The organism is Cupriavidus sp. MEYA8, from assembly GCF_059278825.1.
In genome coordinates this window covers 370,360-391,063 of the sequence record NZ_JCAEMD010000003.1, presented here as the reverse complement: position 1 = coordinate 391,063, position 20,704 = coordinate 370,360, and the positions used below count along the sequence as shown (strand labels likewise).

Sequence of the window (20,704 nt, the reverse complement as noted above, 5' to 3'; positions counted from 1 at the left end):
TTTCACGATGTGATGACCGCCAACTCGCACGCACCATCCTTGTTTCGCACGAGACGAACCTTTGCCATTGGCCTTGCGCTGCTGCCCGTCGCAGCCCTGGCGCAGAAAGCGGTAACGAAGCCTGTCGTCGAAGTCTGGAAGACGCCAAGCTGCGGATGCTGCAAGGACTGGCTAGCGCACCTGCGCGACAACGGCTTCGACGTGGTGGCGCACGATGTCGAAGACACCGTAGAGGCCAGGAAGGCCGCGCGGATGCCCGAGCGCTATGCTTCCTGCCACACCGGCATCGTGCGTGGCTACGCCCTGGAAGGGCATGTTCCGGCCCGCGAGATCAAACGGTTGCTGCTCGAGCAGCCGAAGGCGATCGGGCTGGCAGTGCCGAGCATGCCGCTGGGGGCGCCCGGCATGGATGGGCCGGCGTACGGCAACCGCCGCATGCCCTACAACGTCTTGCTGATCGGCTTGGATGGCCAGTCGTCGGTGTACCAGGCTTACAGCTGAATGCGGTTGGTTTGAGACGCTAAGTAATACCAGATGAAAATATCAATGCGGTTTCGCGATGCATTGGCAGGTATCCGTATCGACTGATCCAGCCCGGCAGGGGGAACGCGTTGTGCGTTGAGGCAACAGGCAACAGGAAATCGCCTCGACGCAGCGAAGTGAGACGGGGAAGAGATGCTGCTCTACATAGTGGAAGACGACGAGTCCCAGGCGACGTACCTGGAGATGCTGTTGACGAAGGCAGGGTTTTCGGTCGAGATTTACTCAAATGGCCAGCAGGCGATGCGGGCAATCCAGCGCTTCTTGCCGGACATTGTCCTGCTCGACAGGCGCCTGCCGGACATCGACGGCCTGGAAATCCTGACCTGGATCCGGAAGGGATATGGCGATCTTCCCGTCATTATCCTGACGAATGCCATACTCGAATGCGACATCCGGGAGGCCTTTGAGGCTGGCGTCGATGACTATGTCGTCAAGCCGCCGAGAGAAACGGAGCTTATTGCGCGAGTCAAGGCGCGACTGCGGCGTCTCAAGACGGCGGCGCCGTTGGAGGCCATCGCGTTTGGGCCATATGTCATGCGGTGTTCGGAGCGGGCGGTCTACGATCAAGCCGGTTGCAGGATAGCTCTGTCCCCGAAGGAATACGATATCCTCGAGATACTCGCCAGGCATCTCGATTGCACTGTCCCCCGCGAAACGGTCTTTTCGCGAGTTTGGGGACAATCCGCCGAGGCGCCGAACTCCCGCACGCTCGACACGCATATCTATCGGCTCAGACAGCGCCTGAATCTGGGGCCGCAGATCGGCATCACCTTGCGCGTAATCTACAACCAGGGTTATCGGCTTGAATCTGTCCCCGGCTGGGGGGCCTCCGGTGAAAAGATTTGAGGCTTGGCGGCCTGGGTGCCGCAAAGGCGCCAGGGCCATCGCATGAAATGTGACGGAAATCTAAACGTCGTTCCAGCCAAGCAATTGAGCCTCTCCGGTCCAGTCGGCTCGCCGAGCACGACGTTCCAACGCGAACTCGGTACCGGCGGAGTTACCGAGCGAACTGAAGCATTGGCTTGACGACTTCGATCGCCACCTATCGCAAGTCGTTGGGCTCGCAGTTGCGTCCCGCCGCCAATATTGCTTCTATGTTCGGCGGTTTCTCGCGCAATATGGCACAGGGATTACCGAAGACGGTATTGTCACGTTGTTGGAAATTGGCCGAGAAAAGCCGCAGGGCAAGTGTGGACCGCCGGTCATGCCATCCAGCGGACGCACGAAGCCCTTTCCCAGGCCTGCATGGCCTGGGCGCGAGCCTGCCGTTTGTGCTGGGCATCGCGATGGTATCGACACCCCATGAAAAGGTTTGAAATCTGTCCATGCACCGACGCGAAGCGTTGCAGGTGGCGCGCCGACTTGAAGCGGCGCATCACCTTTTCTCGTACCCGCGTGGGCTGGTGGCTGTTCTCGGCCCGGTTGTTCAGCCCCTTGTGCTGCCGGTGCTCGACCGTCAGACCCAGCTCGTTGTTGGCCGCCGCGTAGCTGCGCAGCTTGTCGGTGACAATCACACGCGGACGTCCATGGCGCTTGAGCAACTTGCGCATCAGCCGCTTGGCCGCGGCCTGGTCGCGCCGGCTTTGGACCAGCATGTCGAGCACGGCGCCGTGCTGATCCACCGCGCGCCACAGCCAGTGCTTCTTGCCGCGGATGGTCACCACGACTTCATCGAGGTGCCACTTGTCACCCCGGCCCAGTGCTGTGTTGCGAATGCGTTTGGCGACGGCCAGGCCGAAGTGCACTGACCAGCGCCGCACGGTTTCGTAGGTCGCCTCAATGCCACGGGCGGCCAGCATTTCCTCGACCATGCGCAGGCTCAGCGGAAACCGGTAGTACAACCACACGGCATAGCGGATCACCTCGGCGGGAAAACGATAGCCCTTGTACGAGATCGGATTGGCGGCTGCAGGCCAGCTGCAACGAGATGCTTTCTTCTTCATCTCCCGATCTTACCTCGTCGCCAACGTGACAGTACCCCCGCGCCCCCACGGTTGCGCTTGAGGATGATGTTATAGGCCTCATAGACACCGGCAAAGCTCGTCGCGCGATCCATCATCGGAATAGGCGTGTTGTCACGATGCTCGAACTGGCAGATCGTGCTGTCGGCATCGAAGTTGACCATCGTCCTACATACCAGAGGGCGAAGCGCGTAGATGGAACACGCTCCATTAGCGAGGAATGGACAAGGCGCATTTGTGGATGTGTACGGCGTACCTTTCCGAGCGGCTTCAAGCGGACTCCGCCGAACCGGCAAGCCGGTTTTTGCTGCGATCAGGTCGGCCTCTGGCTGCCACAGCGCAATCTCTGAGTGACAGCACGTCGAGCACCCTCGCTTGCATGCAACGGAACCCTTGGCCATGGCCATGACACGATCAATGTAGTCGTACAAGAGCCCGAGAACCTTCACATCATTGCCGGCGTACTGGCGTCGTTGCACTTCACGCGCCAGCCCACGCTGCTCTTTTTGCAAGGCAATGGGCACACGCTTTGAGAATGCTTCCGCATTGCGCACTATTACCGTTCTGCGGCGTGCGAGTTCGGCGTCTGGTAGAGTCATGATCGTTATCGGGCGTGGTCTGCGAGAGTTACCGTTCCTGCGCCGGGTGGCGGAAGCATCTTCGCTTCATGCGAATTCCATTGCGCCCAAAACTTCCGGGCACTCGATTCTTCAGCTTGGTGCTCCCGGAAGTCGAGGATCACAGGCGCGCTTAAAAATGTCGTGATACTGGAATATATTGGGCTTGCTAAAGACCTGACTCTTGGCTTCGCTCTTCTCGCCGGCGCCTTCCCAGAACTGTCGGTCAAAGCGGAGCGATCCTTGCCATGAGATCTCTCCGGTTCTGCATCGGACCCGAAACCAATCGATCATCGACGTGTAGCTGTAATCACCTCCGAGCTCCTTCATCTCCATCTTGTAGTCGCAATTCTGGAAGACACGCATTCGCAGATCTCCATCGTTGTTGGGTAGAGGAGCCTCCGTAAAAAACTGGCACCCGGCCAGTTCGTGCGAGAACGTCAACGCGGGGATAAAGGGATAGCGCTCTGCCACCGCGTCGACGGAAATCGACGCCAAGAGAAGAAATGCAGCGAATCGGCTCATGTTGATCTCGTCAGCGAGCTGCTCGGAGACATCTCACCAAACGCCTGTCACCATAGGCGCACGCAGCGAAAGCACTTGAACCGGTTTTGTCGCAGTAAGCTCGGGGTAGAATTTCCGGAGTCGAACTCGGCCAGTGTGGGCAGCGGTGATGAATCCGGAAATTGCGAAGGTATTGAAGCGCCTGCACTACCCACTGGAGGTGATGCTGACCTGCGTGCGCTGGTATGTGGCCTATCCGCTGAGCCTGCGCCATCTCGAAGAGATGATGGCCGAGCGTGGCATCTCGGTGGACCATTCGACCGTGCACCGCTGGGCGCTCAAATTGCTGCCAGCGTTGAACAAGATCTTCCGCCGGCACAAGCGACCGGTGGGCAAGAGCTGGCGCATGGACGAGACCTACATCCTGGTACGCGGCCAGTGGAAATATCTGTACCGGGCGGTCGACAAGGCGGGCCATACCAGACTTCCTGCTGCGCGCCCAGCGTGACAAGGCCGCAGCACGGCGGTTTTTCGAGAAGGCCATCGCGCAGCACGGCCAGCCTGACACGGTGACCATCGACGGCAGCGCATCCAACCTGGCGGCCCTGCACAACGTCAACGCCGAACGAGAAACTCCCATCACCATCCGGCAGGTCAAGTACTTGAACAACATAGTCGAGCAGGACCATCGAGCCATCAAACGCCTGACCCGACCGATGCTTGGGTTCAAGGACTTTCGCTGCGCGCGCATCCTGCTGGGCGGTATCGAGCTCATGCACATGATTGCCGAGGGCCAGATGCAGTGCCATGAAGGGAGCAATCCGTCTGCTGCAGAGCAATTCTATTCACTGGCAGCATAAGTCAGTTTTCCCCTCAGGAGTCTTCTCGTCTTCGCTCCCTTACAGCGACAGAGCCCGCGGTTCTGCCTGAGCGCCGACACTCGTCACGCTAGTCGCCGCAATTTTCTGCCGCAAATCTGGCAACCAAGTCGCGAGACCCCGCGAAATCTCAGCTGCGATATACGCCCACTACGATTGGTATCATCCACATGGAAAAAAATGGAGTTCGCATTGTTTCGGCGAGACCAAAATGAGTAGTGATCAGGAAATGCACCAATATCGAGACGAGGCCGCGGTGAGCGCCACTGCCTTGTCTTGCTAGCGACAAGTGACAGTGCCAAGATGACCGCTTTGTCATGTCGGTGTCACGGCTCGGTAGGGTACCGCTTTCTACACTGTGTTGGCAGGCTCATGGAGCCAATCATCGAATCATCAAGGAGAAGCAAAATGCGTACATTGAAGAAGGCCGCTCTTGTAGCACTGACTATTGCAACGCTCGGCGGCGTGGCCGGCATGGCAAACGCCGGCGTGAACTCGCCGCGCGATTCCTTCACTGATGGCGGCCATGCGATGGGTACGCGCGATTCGTTCAGCGACGGCAGCCATGCGATGGGTACGCGCGACCCGTTCAGTGACGGCAGCCACGCCGTTGGAACGCGCGACACCTTTACGGACGGCGCCTGATCCACGCCTCTCACTGCAGGCGCAGCCATCCAGGTACGGACGTCTTGCAGGCATCCGACCGTGGGCCGCGAAAAGAGCGGCCCACGGGACACGACTGCTTCGGCGGCGGTGTCGTCTTCCCTGATACGAAGCACAAGGCCGCAGCTCGGCTTGCGGCGGTCCCGTGCTCAACACTTCGCCATTCCAAAGGTGCCTTCTCATTGGCGGTCACCCCATACTGGACCCAAGCGCGGTTAGCCTTGCGTGAACAATCGCGCCAAGAACAGCCACCAGCCGACCCGTGAACGCGAGCGGCGCATGCGTGGATTCCGCGACCCGAAGCGCACCCAGGTGTTCCTGTCGAACTTCGGCCCGATCCGCCAGCACTTCGCGCTGAAACGGCATCTGTTGCGTGCTTCGCTCTATCGCAAGCTTGCCGCGAGGTTTGCCGCCTGGCATGAATTCACTGAAGTGGCCAAAAATCCGTCAACTGCTTCCTGAGCACCGGGCTCGCTCGCCACTGCCTTCTCTAGGGTACTGTCACGTTGGCGACGAGGTAAGATCGGGAGATGAAGAAGAAAGCATCTCGTTGCAGCTGGCCTGCAGCCGCCAATCCGATCTCGTACAAGGGCTATCGTTTTCCCGCCGAGGTGATCCGCTATGCCGTGTGGTTGTACTACCGGTTTCCGCTGAGCCTGCGCATGGTCGAGGAAATGCTGGCCGCCCGTGGCATTGAGGCGACCTACGAAACCGTGCGGCGCTGGTCAGTGCACTTCGGCCTGGCCGTCGCCAAACGCATTCGCAACACAGCACTGGGCCGGGGTGACAAGTGGCACCTCGATGAAGTCGTGGTGACCATCCGCGGCAAGAAGCACTGGCTGTGGCGCGCGGTGGATCAGCACGGCGCCGTGCTCGACATGCTGGTCCAAAGCCGGCGCGACCAGGCCGCGGCCAAGCGGCTGATGCGCAAGTTGCTCAAGCGCCATGGACGTCCGCGTGTGATTGTCACCGACAAGCTGCGCAGCTACGCGGCGGCCAACAACGAGCTGGGTCTGACGGTCGAGCACCGGCAGCACAAGGGGCTGAACAACCGGGCCGAGAACAGCCACCAGCCCACGCGGGTACGAGAAAAGGTGATGCGCCGCTTCAAGTCGGCGCGCCACCTGCAACGCTTCGCGTCGGTGCATGGACAGATTTCAAACCTTTTCATGGGGTGTCGATACCATCGCGATGCCCAGCACAAACGGCAGGCTCGCGCCCAGGCCATGCAGGCCTGGGAAAGGGCTTCGTGCGTCCGCTGGATGGCATGACCGGCGGTCCACACTTGCCCTGCGGCTTTTCTCGGCCAATTTCCAACAACGTGAAAATACCGCCTGCAGCAGGATATTGCGCTGTCTATCGTTAGGAGTCCACCGGCCGGGACTATCTCGCGCGGGGGGACCTTCTTCGCGCCTCAGGGCGAAAGGTGCTTCACGCGAGCGAGATTCATCTCGACGATCGTTTCGAACGCTGCCAGCCCCCCTCCGTTGCCAGAGCCATAAGAAGTCAACACCCGATTGCTCTCAGCGTCTCGAAACGCCCGATACGCGCGCGCTGCCTTGTCAAATGCCTGGACCGGATGCAGGTTCCTGCTACCCTCACTGATCTTCTCTAAATCGACCATCTCCGCACGCGCTTTCTTCTCAGCCGCGACTAGCTCGATTTCCGATTGCTTTTCTACAGCAGGGTAGCATTCACGCTGCTCTGCGGTCGTGCTCTTGCTCTTACACTGCTTGTAAAGTCTCTCAGCAGATTCAGCGGCCAACGCCGTCTGCGAGACTAGCGCGCCAAACACAAGCACCACTTGAGCATAACGGCCGGGCATGGTCATAAGAACTGTCTTGATTTTCATTGCGTTTCCTTGGCTGTACGTTGCAGCAATTCTCGTTATTTCTCGAGGCACAAGCTCAGTGCCAATTGCCTCCCCGTGGCTGAACCACTTTGACCATGACCGAATAGCCAGGTTCCGGGACTGGAACAGGTACTGGGTGACTATAGCCGTCCTACCGGCGAAAACGCGACGGCGGCACAGCGCCTGGCCGTTTGATCTTCACCCAGTCCGGTGAGCGGATGCCGCAGCCATACATGCTGCCGGCCCGCTTGGCGACGATCCCTTCCAGCTCCAGCTCCAGCTCCAGCTCCAGCTACAGCTACAGCTACAGCTACAGCTACAGCGCCAGGGCCTGACCTGCTCCGTGTCGATCCGAATCGCCTTCCGCAGCGCGGCCAGCTCGCGTTGCTCTTCTTGCGCGAAGGCATCATTGACAAAACCGGTGTAGCCGACAGCGTGTTGCATAGAGCGTGGCAAATGAATGCGCCAGGCCGTCAGCAGGCCAAGCCCGTGAGCTGCACGACAGCAGCGTCGACGTGCAATCGAAGCGCGGCAGCTTCGTGTCCCGCGCCTCGAGCAGTGAACACCGAACGGAGGGGAGGCCGGCTATATGATTATCAGAGCCGGCGTGCCGCTCAGCCACCGGACGTCATCGCGTCGCGCGCGGGCGGCGGCGCGAGGTGCGAGGCCGGCTGCGTCGACTTCAGCTCACCCTCCGGTGTACGGCCCGGATTCTTGCTGCGATACGTCTTACCCGGTGGCGGGGCGGTCGGGCGCTGGCGTACGTCGGCCAGCAGCTTTCCGCATGCACTCTCCGGCGCGGGCGTGAAGTTCAGCACCGGCAGCACAGCCGCAATCGGTGCTGCAAATGCCAGCGCCACCACAGCACCCGCGCGCAGCGCAACCACAGCCGGGTTGATCGACACATCCGGGTGTTTGTAAGTGCCCTTCACATACAGTGGTGTGCGTAGCGAGAACACGCGCAGCCCCTTCGAATCGGGGTGGATGGTGAAGTCCAGTGCCTCCTGCTTGAAGCTGGTCGCGCCGGTCACGTCGATGACCGCGTCCTGCGTATCGATCACGAAGGTGCGCGCCTGCGCCAGCCCGTTGCTCACGGCAAAGTCGGCGGCCGCGCAGTTGATGGTGACCTGCTTATCGCCAAAGACTTTGGTCAGGATCACGTTGCCGACGTTCAGTCCCATGGCTTCGAGGATGAACTTGCTGACGGTGCCTTGCTCCACGAGCAGCTTCACCTCGCCGTTGGACGCGCCGAGCAGCGCGGCGACCGAGTTGCCAGTGGCGGAAAGCCGCGCGTCGCCGTTGACCTCACCCACGCTGGCGCGCATCGAATCCACGTTCGGGAGGAGCTGCTTGATCTTGACGTGCCGCGCAGCTAGTGCCGCACGCGCCTGCATCGGCGTGGCATGGCCGTCGAGCTGGATGTTCGAGGTGAGTGTGCCACCCGCGATGCCAAAGTTGAGCGGGTCGAGCGTGAGCACCCCGTCTTGCAACTTGACGTGTGTGACGAGGCGGTCGATCGGCAGATCATTGCTGTGGACGATGCGCTCGCCGGTTAACTTCACGTCGGCGTCGATGGCCTTCCAGTGGTCGGTGCGGAATGGCTCGGTCGGCAGCACCTTGTCGGCCGGCTGGCGTACGGTCTCGTCGCGGCGTGCCTTGCTGGCGTTGGAGTCGGCGCCGATGATCGGGGCCAGGTCGGCAAACAGCAGTTGGTGCGAGACCAACTCGCCGGTCAATTGCGGGCGCGGCTCACGCATGGTGAAGGTGAGCGTGCCGCCGAGGTCGGACCCGCCCACGCGGCCGCTGAACTTCTCGTAGCGCCAGCTCGAGCCCTGCTTGCGCAGCTCGCCGATCAATCGGCCGCGCGTGTCGAACGGCGGCGACTCGGGCAGCACCACGCCAGTCAGCGGATACAACTGCGCTAGGCTCGCGCCCGAGAGATGCAGGCGCAGGTCCAGCGAGGTGAGGCTGGCCGGATTGGTGAGCGTGCCGGCCAGGTCGATGCGCGTCTTACCGACCGTCACGTCGGCTTGCAGCGGGTAGGGGTGTCGCGCGTCTTGCAAGCGCAGCACACCGCCGGCCTTGCCGCTGCCGTTGATGGCGGCTTTGTTGTACGTGCCCTTGACCGTCCAGGCGATGCCGTAGGGCTGCTGCGGGTCGGGCGCGACGGGCCCCTTCGCGCCAGCACCGGAGAGGGGTACCAAGGCCGGTTGCACCTCGCCCTTGATGGCCGTGCCGCTGGCGGCGGCATACAGCGCTTGGTTGTCGATCGTATCGATGGTGGCGGCCAGGTGGATGCGCTTGATGTCGTCATCCAGTGCCAACGTGCCCTTGCTGAAGGCGATTTCGCGCAACTGCAGTTTCCAGTCGGAGGGCACATTGTCGCCGGCTTCATTGCCCGCGAACTTGAACGTCCAGTTGTTGCGGTTCTGTTTGTCGCGCTCCAGCGCAATGGCCGGCGTATCGAGCGCCACGCTCGGGATAACGATGTGGTGCGCCAGCAGCGGCAGTGCCTCCAGCACGAAGGTGAGCTGGCGCACGGTCACCACGTGCGGTTGCTTGGCCCACTCCGGGTTGCCGATGGTGATGTCGTTGGCGATCAGGCGCGGCCACGGCACGTAAGCGCGCCAGCCAGATTCGCCTTCGGGCTTGTTCCAGGTGAGTACCAAGTCGCCATTGATGGCAAAGGGGCGGTCGATGGCCTGGGACACGCGGTCACTCAAGTACGGCCTGGCGTGACTCCAATCGAACGTCAGCACAAAGATGACCGCCGCCGTCACAATGACGACGGGTGTAATGACCAGTCCGAGGGCGAGTTTGCTGGAAGTACGCATCGTTATTCTTGGCGGTTTCAAGTGCGAAGTGCAACACCCCGCAGGTTATTGAACGGAAAGCCGGTCCGAAGGGTTGGCCAGGACCTGAGCAAGGACTTGCAGTGGGGTGTGCCAGTTGAGCGCGTGGCCGGCTGTTGAGGCGATGCTGGGCTCTGTCGCGATAAGCGAGCGAGGGCGGAACGAACCCTGGTGGCGCTGTTGCCTTATGCGGCCAGGGAATAGAACTGCTGCGCAGCCGACGGATGCTCCCTTCGTGGCACTGCATTTGGCCTTTGGCGATCATATGCATGAGCTCAATGCCGCCCAGCAAGATGCGGGCGCAGCGGAAGTCCTTGAAGCCAAGCATTGGTCGAGTCTGGCGCTTGATGGCCCGATGGTCCTGCTCGACGACGTTGTTCAGGTACTTGACCTGGCGAATGGCGATGGGAGTTTCCCGTTCGGCGTTGAGGTCGTGCAGCGCCGCCAGGTTGGCCGGGCTGCCGTCGATGGTCACCGTGTCAGGCTGGCCGTGCTGCGCGATAGCCTTCTCGAAAAAGCGCCGTGCTGCGGCCTTGTCACGCTGGGCGCGCAGCAGGAAGTCGATGGTATGGCCCGCCTTGTCGACCGCCCGGTACAGATACTTCCACTGGCCGCGTACCAGGATGTAGGTCTCGTCCATGCGCCAGCTTTTTCCCACCGGGCGCTTGCGAGAGCGAAAGATCTTGTTCAACGCCGGCAGCAACTTCAGTGCCCAGCGGTGTACGGTCGAATGGTCAACCGAGATGCCACGCTCGGCCATCATCTCCTCGAGATGACGCAGGCTCAGCGGATAGGCGACATACCACCGCACGCAGGTCAGCATCACCTCCAGCGGATAGTGCAGGCGCTTCAATACCTTCGCAATCTCCGCGTTCATCACCACTGCCAACCTCGCCTGAGTTCGATACCGGCTCATTCTACCGGAGGCTTATTGCGACAAAACCCGCAAGCGCATGCAACTGGTGCAGTGTCGAACGGCCCAGATCCTCGCGATCGAGAACCTGTTCTCACGCCACACTGGTGGGCAGATGCGGGGTGAACGGGTCAAGCGTCTGGATCAGACACAGGTCAGCGAATTCGGCTTTGCACCGGATGTGGCACTCGCGATGCAGGCCAATCTGGCGGTGATGCAAACCTTGCAGGAGCAGATCGAAATCCTCGAGAATCGACTCATAGAGCGGGTGAAACTGCAACCCGACTACGTGTTGCTGAAGTCGGTGCCCGGCAGTGTGGACAGCCGGCGCGAAAGCAATAGCAGGAAGAAAGGCGAAGGCAATACAAAGAACGGCAACAAGTATCTGGCGTGGGCATTTGTCGAGGCGGCGAACTTCGCCATGCGCTCGTGCCCGGAAGCCAGGCGCTTTTACGAGCGCAAGAAACGTGCACGTAACGGGATTGTCGCGATCAAGGCGCTGGCGCACAAGCTGGCGCGCGCCTGCTATCACATGCTTCGGGAGCACAAGCCATTTGACGTAACCCGCTGCTTTGGCTAAAAGGCGGTGCAAGGGGAACGAGCCCGGTATTGCGACTGGTGAAAAGCCATGGCTCTGATTGGGTCTTCCCTTTGCCCCGCTTCCTGTTTGCAGATAACCGGGTCGGGCACTGTCAACTTGCCGATAGGGAGGCAACGCCGTGACGGCGGGCCTATTGCTCAGGAAGCAGTTGACGGATTTTGGGCCACTTCGGTGAATTCGTGCCAGGTAGCGAATCTCGCAGCGAGGTGTTTGCGATAGAGCGAAGCGCGCAGCAAATGACGCTTGAGCGCGAAGTGCTGCCGGATCGGGCCGAAGTTCGACAGGAAGGCCTGCGTGCGCTTCGGGTCGCGGAATCCACGCATGCGCCGCTCGCGTTCACGGGTCGGCTGGTGGCTGTTCTCGGCGCGATTGTTCACGTGAGCGGCAGCCTTCACGAATACATGTTTGACGCCGGCCAGTTCCGGGATGTCGGCCTTTGCGGCCGGATAGCTGCGCAGTTGATCCGTGACAATCTTGCGCGGCGCTGGGCAGGAACGCAGCACGCGTAGGAAGAAGCGTTTGGCCGCGGCCTTGTCGCGCCGCTTCTGCAGCAGGATGTCGAGTTCGGCGCCATGCTCGTCGACCGCCCGCCATAGCAGGTAGGGTTCGCCGCGCAGCGTCACGAACATCTCGTCGAGATGCCAGGTGGTCCCCGGCTTGCGCCGTGCGGCTTTCACACGATGCGCGAACCCCGCGCCGAATTTATCGCACCAGCGGCGAATGGTCTCGTAGGTCACGACGACACCGCGCTCGAACAGCAGTTCCTCGATATCGCGCAGGCTCAGGTTGAACCTGAAATACCAGCGCACCGCGCAGCTGATGATGACGGCGGGGAAACGGTGACCGCGATAGAGCGATTTCTTCTTCATCGCGCCATCTTACGCGACCTCGCCAACGTGACAGTGCCCTGGTCAGACCTCATGAGACTGGGCGTGCCAGCGCTCAGGGAAAGCGGCTGGCGCGTCGAGATGAGCGAGGCCTTCCGCCACAACGTGATCGAGATCGATGCGATCGACGGTAATCTGCGTCAGGGCGGCGACGGCTGGTTCGACGTTGAGGTGGGTATTACCGTCAACGGTCGTGCGGTCAGGCTGGAGCCGCTGCTGGCCGATCTCTTTCGCCGTGACACGCGCTGGCTCTCGGGCCAGATCGATGCGATTGCCGACGACGAAGCGATCGACCTGAAAACCGATCGGAACGAACGGATTCGTCTGCGCGCCGATCGGCTCAAGCCCGTCGTGCGCGTCCTGGTTGACCTGTTTGACTCACTGGGCGAAGGGATGCGCATCTCCGAGTGGGATGCCGCACGGCTTGATGCGCTAGACCAGACCGGGCGCTGGCAGTTCCACGGCGATGCCTCGATCCGCCAGCTCGCACAGCGCCTGATGGCCGGCCCCGGAGTCACCAACGTGCCAGTGCCCAACGGACTGATGGCCGAATTGCGTCCCTACCAGCGCCAGGGGCTTGCCTGGATGCAGTTCCTGCGCGAACACGATTTGTCCGGCGTGCTGGCCGACGACATGGGGCTGGGCAAGACCATTCAGACGCTCGCCCACATTCTGGCCGAGAAGGAAAGCGGCCGGCTGGACCGGCCCGCGCTGATCGTCCTGCCGACGACCCTCATCCACAACTGGTGTGCCGAAGCGCAGCGCTTCGCACCGTCTCTGCGGGTGCTGGATCTGCATGGGCCAGCGCGTCACGAACGCTTTGACCAGATCGGCGAGCATGACCTCATCCTGACGACCTACGCTCTGCTGTGGCGCGACCAGGAAGCCCTAGCCAAGCAAGACTATCACCTGCTGATCCTGGACGAGGCGCAGTACGTCAAGAATGCTGCCACCAAGTCAGCGGTGACCATCCGCGAGTTACGCGCGCGGCACCGCCTGTGCCTGACAGGAACACCCCTCGAAAACCATCTGGGCGAGCTGTGGGCTCAGTTCGATTTCCTGTTGCCCGGTTTCCTCGGTTCCCGGCAGGATTTCACGCGCCGCTGGCGCACGCCCATTGAAAAGGGTGGCGATACCGTGCGACGGGACCTGCTCGCGCGGCGCATGCGACCGTTCATGCTGCGACGACGCAAGGATGAAGTGGCGACTGAGTTGCCGCCCAAGACGATGATCGTGCGTACGGTCGAGATCGAAGGCGCGCAGCGTGATCTGTACGAGACAGTGCGCGCCGCGATGCAGGAGAAAGTCCGCGCAGCGGTTGCCGCCAAAGGCCTTGCGCGCAGCCACATCATCGTGCTCGACGCGCTGCTCAAGCTGCGTCAGATCTGCTGCGACCCGCGCCTAGTCAAGATCAAGCAAGCGGCCCGCATCAAGGAATCCGCCAAGCTCGAGCTACTGCTCGACATGGTTCCCGAGCTGATCGAGGAAGGCCGCCGCATCCTGCTGTTTTCGCAGTTCACCGGCATGCTCGACCTGATTGCCGCGGCACTGGACAAGGCTGGGATTGCCTACGTCATGCTGACCGGGGAAACGACCGATCGCGTCGCGCCGGTCAAGCGCTTTAACGAGGGCGAAGTGCCGCTTTTCCTGATCAGCCTGAAGGCGGGTGGCGTTGGTCTGAACCTCACCACTGCCGACACTGTCATCCACTACGATCCCTGGTGGAATCCGGCCGCCGAGAATCAGGCCACAGACCGGGCCCACCGTCTTGGGCAGGACAAGCCGGTGTTCGTCTACAAGCTGATCACCGCCGGCAGCGTCGAGGAGAAAATCGTCGCGATGCAGGAGAAGAAGGCGGCGCTGGCTGACGCCATCCTGTCGGAGGATGCCGCCGGTGCGGTCAAATTCTCCGCCGACGACATCGAGGCGCTTTTCGAACCGATTCCGGCTACGCAGCCAGCCTCACCGGCAGCACAATCTCGCTCACGAACCAGAACCGGAACATAACGTCGCCGATTCGGCAACATTCCATCGGGTATTGTCACGTTGTTGGAAATTGGCCGAGAAAAGCCGCAGGGCAAGTGTGGACCGCCGGTCATGCCATCCAGCGGACGCACGAAGCCCTTTCCCAGGCCTGCATGGCCTGGGTGCGAGCCTGCCGTTTGTGCTGGGCATCGCGATGGTATCGACACCCCATGAAAAGGTTTGAAATCTGTCCATGCACCGACGCGAAGCGTTGCAGGTGGCGCGCCGACTTGAAGCGGCGCATCACCTTCTCTCGTACCCGCGTGGGCTGGTGGCTGTTCTCGGCCCGGTTGTTCAGCCCCTTGTGCTGCCGGTGCTCGACCGTCAGACCCAGCTCGTTGTTGGCCGCCGCGTAGCTGCGCAGCTTGTCAGTGACAATCACACGCGGACGTCCATGGCGCTTGAGCAACTTGCGCATCAGCCGCTTGGCCGCGGCCTGGTCGCGCCGGCTTTGGACCAGCACGTCGAGCATGGCGCCGTGCTGATCCACCGCGCGCCACAGCCAGTGCTTCTTGCCGCGGATGGTCACCACGACTTCATCGAGGTGCCACTTGTCACCCCGGCCCAGTGCTGTGTTGCAAATGCGTTTGGCGACGGCCAGGCCGAAGTGCACTGACCAGCGCCGCACGGTTTCGTAGGTCGCCTCAATGCCACGCGCGGCCAGCATTTCCTCGACCATGCGCAGGCTCAGCGGAAACCGGTAGTACAACCACACGGCATAGCGGATCACCTCGGCGGGAAAACGATAGCCCTTGTACGAGATCGGATTGGCGGCTGCAGGCCAGCTGCAACGAGATGCTTTCTTCTTCATCTCCCGATCTTACCTGGTCGCCAACGTGACAGTACCCCCCGCCAGCGCCCACGGCCTTACCTCCCTATCGGCAAGTTGACAGTGCCGTACCGGTTATCAAGCTAAGCGCACAAAGCGGTGGCTCTGCCTGGAATTAAATAATCAGAAAATCAGACATTAGATAATATTAAATCATGAAAATGATTTCACTTAATTGTCATAGTCACAATTTTTTGCAAAATTTTGGCAATTTGCATTCCATCTCAGACGAATGCATTAGAAAAATTCAGTTTCTGCTTCCCAGCATCTTGATACAGTTGAAGGCAGCTTGAATGTATGAACATTTCTGAACTCATGCCAGCCAGCGCCACCTGGCTCGTTCGCTCTGTTCGCCTGTCCTTAGGGCCTCGGAAGAATCCGACAGTGTCTGGCTTTACGGAGTTCAGAGACGTACTGCAGCTGTGCTGCGATCGATTCAGGGATTGGCGGCCGTTTGCGTTCGAAAGTCCCGGCGAGGGAAACCAGTAACGAGCCACCAAACGACGGAGAGAAAAGATGCGCTTTCTGATTGCTTTGATTCTGCCATGGTTAACGTTTTTCACCATTGGCAAACCGATTGCCCGGAGTGATCTGCCTGCTTCTACAGATCACCGTGATTGGCTGGCTGCCAGCGACTATCTGGGCCGTGTACACATTGAGCCAGTACAAGACCGACAAGAAGATCGAGAAGGCGCTCGCTCAACGGACGTGATCAATGCGGCGGGTCGGCCTAAAGGAGGAAACCTATGAACAAAGCATCTCTCCGACGCTCAGCAATGGCTTCGGCTGTCGCGGTAGTAGCGGCGCTGGCTGTGGGCTGTGCATCTGTTGCGGTGAGCAACGACGCCATTGAACAGAATACAGCCACTGCCCTTGGTCTTGATAAGGGCAAGTTCACGATTTCCGACCGCGTTGACGATGGCGTGAAGGCCAGTTATGCCGTCACCACCAGTTCGGGCAAGAGATACCGTTGCTACGTGACCGGCACGGTTTCCTACATGGGCCGTGTGGTGTCCGATCCGGTCTGCACCGAAGCGGGCAAGCCGGTGAAGCAGGCGGGAGCCGCAAGCGGCGCGTCCTGCAATGCGCTGTTGAAAGCTGCTGGCAAGTGCCAGTAGTCTTTTTGGCAATACCCCCCAACCACACACGATGACAATGATGGATAGCGAATCGACCCCGCCTGGCAGCACTGTTGTCCCGCTTGCGCCTAAGTCGTGGGTGGCCTATATCCCCCCGTTGGCTCTGATAATCATATAGCCGGCCTCCCCCTCCGTTCGGGTCGAACGGCTGGCGTGGCTCCGTCGCGATAAGCGAGCGAGGGCGGGAACGAACCCTGGTGGCGCTGTTGCCTTATGCAGCCAGGGAATAGAACTGCTGCGCAGCCGACGGACTGCTCCCTTCGTGGCACTGCATTTGGCCTTTGGCGATCATATGCATGAGCTCAATGCCGCCCAGCAAGATGCGGGCGCAGCGGAAGTCCTTGAAGCCAAGCATTGGTCGAGTCTGGCGCTTGATGGCCCGATGGTCCTGCTCGACGATGTTGTTCAGATATTTGACCTGTCGAACGGCGATGGGAGCTCCCGGCTCGGCGTTGAGGTCGCGCAGGGCCGCCAGGTTGGCCGGGCTGCCGTCGATGGTCACTGAGTCGGGCTGGCCGTTATGCGCGATGGTCTTCTCGAAAAAGCGCCGCGCCGCAGCCTTATCGCGCTGGGCGCGCAACAGGAAGTCGATGGTATGGCCCGCCTTGTCGACCGCCCGGTACAGGTACTTCCACTGACCGCGTACCAGGATGTAGGTCTCGTCCATGCGCCAGCTTTTTCCCACCGGGCGCTTGCGAGAGCGAAAGATCTTGTTCAACGCCGGCAGCAGCGCACGCAGGTCAGCATCACCTCCAGCGGATAGTGCAGGCGCTTCAATACCTTCGCAATCTCCGCGTTCATCACCACTGCACACCTTGCCTGAGTTCGATACCGGTTCATTCTACCGGAGGCTTATTGCGACAAAACCGTCAAAACTATGTCAGTGTGGTCGAGGCTTCGAGCCTCCAGAGTTGACTTTCATGGATCCAGAGTCAGCAAGGAAATAAGCTATTTAATTATACGGAGACCCAAAAGTTCGCTGATTTCACAAAAGCTGACTCAATTGCACCTGCCATGGATGCGATCAAAGTGGTCACCGGCGGAATTTCCGCTTCCACCGGCACAGGATTGTGCATGGGTAGCGGTGTGGGTTGCGTAGTTTGGTGCCCCAATGGCTGCATTTGGCGCAAGCAATTTCGTGGAGGGCGGCAGCGCCCTCTATAACTACTGGAGTTCTGATGCGACCTACTAATCCGACCGATTCCCCGCCGATGTCTTTTCTATGGGCATTGGCGCTCACGTTTGTTGCATGGTTCACGGAAGTCATCTTCTCGATACTGCTTCACAGAACGCTGACAAGCCACGGACTGGAACCGATGGCGGCGTCATCGCTGGTCCGCGTGTTGGCGTATGGTGTAGTGTTCAGTGTGCTGTTGCAGCAGCGGGACATGACGTACCGCGAGCTATTTCACAATGGTACCGCCAACGTCGCCTCCACGATGGGCGCACTTAGCCTGCCGATCATGTTCGTGGTACCGCTGATTGTGCTATTGGACGGCGTGGCCGTTGAGTGGCTTCAGAAGTTGCTCCCAATGTCTACCAGCGAAGCAGACATGTTCGGGCTATCGGACGGTTCTGGCCAGGGCCTCGGCTTGGGAGTCTGGGTATTGGTATGTGGAATCGCGCCATTTGTCGAGGAGATGTTCTTCCGGGGCATCTTGCTACGCGGTCTACTCAGGCGCTATGCACCCGCCGACGCAATGGTCTACTCGGCGTTCGTCTTCGGCATGGCGCATATGAATGTCTACCAGTTCGTAATCGCTTTCGTGGTCGGCCTCATTGCTGCCACCTTATTCCTGCACACCCAATCTCTGTGGCCAGGAATCTTGCTACATGCTGGCATCAACTCGCTGATCATGGTGCTCGCAGCGAACGGGGTCGGGCTAATGTCCGGCCTGCCGCTTTGGGTCTGGAGCATATCGATTATCTGTGGCATTACGGGTGCTGTGATCCTGCGGAAGGCGCTGGGACGTGGCGCACAGGATGGGAGCTCTACATGCAACGACTTGACGTAGGGCGCAGGTGGAAAACGGACTTGGCGCTTCTCGCCTCAGTGCTGGGGTTGAGTGCCTGCGGCATCGTCGGCGTGACACACACGCAGTTCAGTCCGGTCAAGGAAGCCGCGGACGGCGACCGCGCCCGCTTGCGCGGGTTATGTCGCAGTAAGCCAGTGAGGACGTGAAGAGCTCGCCGGGTTGATTGGGTTTATATTGCCAGCGAATAGAACTGCTCTGCAGCGGACGGACTGCTCCCTTCGGTGCATTGCATCTGGCCCTTGGAAATCATGTGCATCAGTTCGATGCCGCCCAGCAAGATGCGGGCGCAGCGGAAGTCCTTGAAGCCAAGCATGGGTCGAGTCTGGCGCTTGATGGCCCGATGGTCCTGCTCGACGACGTTGTTCAGGTACTTGACCTGGCGAATGGCGATGGGTGTTTCCCGTTCGGCGTTGAGGTCGTGCAGTGCCGCCAGGTTGGCCGGGCTGCCGTCGATGGTCACCGTGTCAGGCTGGCCGTGCTGCGCGATGGCCTTCTCGAAAAACCGCCGTGCTGCGGCCTTGTCACGCTGGGCGCGCAGCAGGAAGTCGATGGTATGGCCCGCCTTGTCGACCGCCCGGTACAGATACTTCCACTGGCCGCGTACCAGGATGTAGGTCTCGTCCATGCGCCAGCTCTTGCCCACCGGTCGCTTGTGCCGGCGGAAGATCTTGTTCAACGCTGGCAGCAGTTTGAGCGCCCAGCGGTGCACGGTCGAATGGTCCACCGAGATGCCACGCTCGGCCATCATCTCTTCGAGATGGCGCAGGCTCAGCGGATAGGCGACATACCAGCGCACGCAGGTCAGCATCACCTCCAGTGGGTAGTGCAGGCGCTTCAATACCTTCGCAACTTCCGGATTCATCACCGCTGCCCACACTGGCTGAGTTCGACTCCGGAAATTCTACCCCGAGCTTACTGCGACAAAACCATTTCATGCAATGGCCCTGCACTTGGAACACCAATGTCAGATTTTTTCAGAAACCATCTGCACCACCTCTCCTAATCTTACTGTGTCATTAGTTTAGGGGCTACCAGCGCAAAACGGACATCGATGGAGTCGTTGGGCAATGAAAGCAGCAATGCGCCAGCGTAGGCTGGTGATGGAATCAGGCACGTGTCGCTGTGCGCGCTGGGGAGCCGCGCGGCACGTAATCCGAGGGTAAGGCAGACTGGCTGCGGATTGCGCCGTTTTTTTTACTGCCGCCCTGGATCAGGCGCTGTGCGACGAGAAATCCGTAAGCAGCAATGCATAGGGATGCGTGGTGGTGAAAACCGCGCCAACCCCGTCCTTCATAGTGGCCCAGACCAAACTCCTGCTTGAGGTCCTGGTAATCGCGCTCGATGCGCCAGCGCATCTTCGCTACGTGGACCAGATGTTCGAGCGGTGCGCTTTCGGGCAGTGTGGACAACCAGTATTTGATCGGTTCGGACTCGGCTTCGGGCCATTCGATAAGCAGCCATTCGTCGTCACGCAGCGTGGCTCGCCAGTAATCGCGGTGCGATGTGCGGATGCGAACCGCGGAAAATCGCGAACTCAGCATGGCTCGGGTGCCTTCACGCCAGGTAATGGTGCGATAGCAGGATTGATCGAGCCCAAGCGCCAGCGTCTTGACCGAGAGCGGCTTATGTCCCGGCGCCCGGCGCAGCAGGCTGCGCGGACGGCCTGGCTTGCCGATTGCAGGTTCAGCCGGCAATGGTGCGGTGCCCCGCGCCCACACATGGGTACTGGACTGCGTCCCTACCGCGTACTGCAACCCGAGTTCACTGACAGCATCTCGAAACGCGGTGTCATTGCCATAAGCGGCGTCAGCCAGCACGATGCCATCTGGCGCCCCGCTTTGCCGCGCTTGGCGCAGTTGCATCGCCGCGATCTGCGGTTTGGTCGCGAACACGATCTCATCCGGCACCCCAGTTCGCTGCCGCCTTTCCGGATCGTCGCACCACTCCTGAGGCAGATAGAGCTGGTACGCCACCGGTAAGCTGGCTTCTTCAGTGGCTACCGACAGACTCACCGCCACCTGGCAATTGTCCTGCTTGCCCAACTGCCCGCAGTATTGTCTCGCCACCCCAACCGAATGCTTACCCTTCTTGGGAAAGCCGGTGTCATCGATGATCCAGAACAACCCGTTCGCCGGATTCATGTGCGGCAACACCCAGCGCCTCACCTGCTCAAGCAGCGCTGCATCGGACCATTCCGACTTCGACACGAAATGATGCAGCGATTGGTGTCGCGCGCTTATTCGCTCCGGCTCTAAATGCGCCGCCAGAGGTTCGACGCTCTTGCGTTTGATCGGCAACATCAGCCCTTGGCAATAGCCCGCCAGCCCCGATCTCCTGTCACTGTGCCCGAGCGCCTCACAGAGATGTTCCAAATACTCGTCGAACGACGCTTCCCAGTCCATGG

The 20,704-nt window shown here is 60.5% G+C and carries 17 protein-coding genes and 5 pseudogenes; 11 read left to right on the top strand and 11 right to left on the bottom strand.

The genetic code is table 11. The features are described 5' to 3' along the window. Positions 1-12: 12 nt before the first annotated feature. Together AC5WJ1_RS29665 and AC5WJ1_RS29660 are read left to right on the top strand one after the other, a co-directional pair. Positions 13-501, top strand: a complete 489-nt coding sequence (locus AC5WJ1_RS29665) for a DUF411 domain-containing protein (RefSeq protein ID WP_494477058.1) — start codon at positions 13-15, stop codon at positions 499-501. Positions 502-675: 174 nt separating this feature from the next. Then, entirely contained in the window at positions 676-1,389 is a 714-nt protein-coding gene (locus tag AC5WJ1_RS29660; protein WP_494477057.1) for a response regulator transcription factor, read from the top strand. A 356-nt stretch (positions 1,390-1,745) separates the two neighbouring features. Here AC5WJ1_RS29660 and AC5WJ1_RS29655 read toward each other — a convergent pair whose 3' ends face one another. From AC5WJ1_RS29655 to AC5WJ1_RS29645, 3 genes are all read right to left on the bottom strand, one after another. Beyond that, positions 1,746-2,486, bottom strand: a complete 741-nt coding sequence (locus tag AC5WJ1_RS29655; RefSeq protein ID WP_494477052.1) for an IS6 family transposase — start codon at positions 2,484-2,486, stop codon at positions 1,746-1,748. Beyond that, a complete protein-coding gene (locus AC5WJ1_RS29650; RefSeq protein ID WP_494477056.1) occupies positions 2,483-3,103 on the bottom strand; it encodes a YkgJ family cysteine cluster protein in 621 nt (206 codons plus the stop codon). The genes AC5WJ1_RS29655 and AC5WJ1_RS29650 overlap by 4 nt, the downstream gene beginning before the upstream one ends. 111 nt (positions 3,104-3,214) lie before the next feature. Continuing rightward, positions 3,215-3,646 (bottom strand): hypothetical protein, encoded by a 432-nt coding sequence (locus AC5WJ1_RS29645; protein ID WP_494477055.1) that lies wholly within the window; start codon positions 3,644-3,646, stop codon positions 3,215-3,217. Between the two features lie 148 nt (positions 3,647-3,794). Between AC5WJ1_RS29645 and AC5WJ1_RS29640 the strand changes: the two genes are divergently transcribed. The 4 genes and pseudogenes from AC5WJ1_RS29640 to AC5WJ1_RS29625 all read left to right on the top strand — a co-directional run bounded on the left by AC5WJ1_RS29640 (position 3,795) and on the right by AC5WJ1_RS29625 (position 6,437). Continuing rightward, positions 3,795-4,485 (top strand): IS6 family transposase gene (locus tag AC5WJ1_RS29640; protein ID WP_494477054.1). Its coding sequence is split into 2 segments (ribosomal slippage): positions 3,795-4,108 and positions 4,107-4,485, totalling 693 coding nucleotides; the frame shifts between segments, so codons are not numbered across the junction. A gap of 390 nt (positions 4,486-4,875) precedes the next feature. Then, on the top strand, positions 4,876-5,148 hold the full coding sequence (locus AC5WJ1_RS29635; protein WP_494477053.1) for a hypothetical protein: 273 nt from the start codon (positions 4,876-4,878) through the stop codon (positions 5,146-5,148). Between the two features lie 243 nt (positions 5,149-5,391). Continuing rightward, positions 5,392-5,628 (top strand): annotated as a pseudogene (locus AC5WJ1_RS29630) (IS6 family transposase); the annotation flags it as partial. Positions 5,629-5,696: 68 nt separating this feature from the next. Further along, the gene (locus AC5WJ1_RS29625) at positions 5,697-6,437 is read left to right on the top strand and encodes an IS6 family transposase (protein WP_494477052.1); all 741 of its coding nucleotides are present in this window, start codon (positions 5,697-5,699) and stop codon (positions 6,435-6,437) included. A gap of 143 nt (positions 6,438-6,580) precedes the next feature. Here the strand turns inward: AC5WJ1_RS29625 and AC5WJ1_RS29620 are convergent, their stop codons facing one another. From AC5WJ1_RS29620 to AC5WJ1_RS29610, 3 genes are all read right to left on the bottom strand, one after another. Next, a complete protein-coding gene (locus AC5WJ1_RS29620) occupies positions 6,581-7,018 on the bottom strand; it encodes a lysozyme inhibitor LprI family protein (RefSeq protein WP_494477051.1) in 438 nt (145 codons plus the stop codon). 614 nt (positions 7,019-7,632) lie between these two features. Then, positions 7,633-9,852 carry an AsmA family protein gene (locus tag AC5WJ1_RS29615; protein ID WP_494477050.1) on the bottom strand — a complete coding sequence of 740 codons (2,220 nt, stop codon included), beginning with the start codon at positions 9,850-9,852 and terminating at the stop codon, positions 7,633-7,635. A 203-nt stretch (positions 9,853-10,055) separates the two neighbouring features. Next, positions 10,056-10,747 (bottom strand): IS6 family transposase gene (locus AC5WJ1_RS29610; protein WP_494477049.1). Its coding sequence is split into 2 segments (ribosomal slippage): positions 10,056-10,114 and positions 10,114-10,747, totalling 693 coding nucleotides; the frame shifts between segments, so codons are not numbered across the junction. 37 nt (positions 10,748-10,784) lie between these two features. Between AC5WJ1_RS29610 and AC5WJ1_RS29605 the strand changes: the two are divergent. Further along, positions 10,785-11,363, top strand: a pseudogene (locus AC5WJ1_RS29605) (transposase); the annotation flags it as partial. A gap of 158 nt (positions 11,364-11,521) precedes the next feature. Here AC5WJ1_RS29605 and AC5WJ1_RS29600 read toward each other — a convergent pair. Then, positions 11,522-12,253 carry an IS6 family transposase gene (locus AC5WJ1_RS29600; RefSeq protein ID WP_494477048.1) on the bottom strand — a complete coding sequence of 244 codons (732 nt, stop codon included), beginning with the start codon at positions 12,251-12,253 and terminating at the stop codon, positions 11,522-11,524. Positions 12,254-12,316: 63 nt separating this feature from the next. On the opposite strand from AC5WJ1_RS29600, the pseudogene AC5WJ1_RS29595 reads away from it, so the two are divergent. Further along, a pseudogene (locus AC5WJ1_RS29595) lies at positions 12,317-14,278 on the top strand (DEAD/DEAH box helicase); the annotation flags it as partial. 88 nt (positions 14,279-14,366) lie between these two features. Here the strand turns inward: AC5WJ1_RS29595 and AC5WJ1_RS29590 are convergent. Beyond that, the gene (locus AC5WJ1_RS29590) at positions 14,367-15,107 is read right to left on the bottom strand and encodes an IS6 family transposase (RefSeq protein WP_494477047.1); all 741 of its coding nucleotides are present in this window, start codon (positions 15,105-15,107) and stop codon (positions 14,367-14,369) included. Positions 15,108-15,641: 534 nt separating this feature from the next. Between AC5WJ1_RS29590 and AC5WJ1_RS29585 the strand changes: the two are divergent. Further along, positions 15,642-15,837 (top strand): annotated as a pseudogene (locus tag AC5WJ1_RS29585) (YqaE/Pmp3 family membrane protein). Between the two features lie 34 nt (positions 15,838-15,871). After that, on the top strand, positions 15,872-16,243 hold the full coding sequence (locus AC5WJ1_RS29580; protein WP_494477046.1) for a hypothetical protein: 372 nt from the start codon (positions 15,872-15,874) through the stop codon (positions 16,241-16,243). A gap of 232 nt (positions 16,244-16,475) precedes the next feature. On the opposite strand, the pseudogene AC5WJ1_RS29575 reads toward AC5WJ1_RS29580, so the two are convergent. Continuing rightward, positions 16,476-17,104: pseudogene (locus AC5WJ1_RS29575) on the bottom strand (IS6 family transposase). 338 nt (positions 17,105-17,442) lie between these two features. Here AC5WJ1_RS29575 and AC5WJ1_RS29570 point away from each other — a divergent pair. Next, positions 17,443-18,279: a CPBP family intramembrane glutamic endopeptidase gene (locus AC5WJ1_RS29570; protein WP_494477045.1), complete on the top strand. Its 837-nt coding sequence runs from the start codon at positions 17,443-17,445 to the stop codon at positions 18,277-18,279. 190 nt (positions 18,280-18,469) lie between these two features. Here the strand turns inward: AC5WJ1_RS29570 and AC5WJ1_RS29565 are convergent, their stop codons facing one another. Then, entirely contained in the window at positions 18,470-19,162 is a 693-nt protein-coding gene (locus AC5WJ1_RS29565) for an IS6 family transposase (protein ID WP_494477044.1), read from the bottom strand. A gap of 244 nt (positions 19,163-19,406) precedes the next feature. After that, the gene (locus AC5WJ1_RS29560; protein ID WP_494477043.1) at positions 19,407-20,702 is read right to left on the bottom strand and encodes an IS701 family transposase; all 1,296 of its coding nucleotides are present in this window, start codon (positions 20,700-20,702) and stop codon (positions 19,407-19,409) included. Between the last annotated feature and the right edge of the window lie 2 nt (positions 20,703-20,704).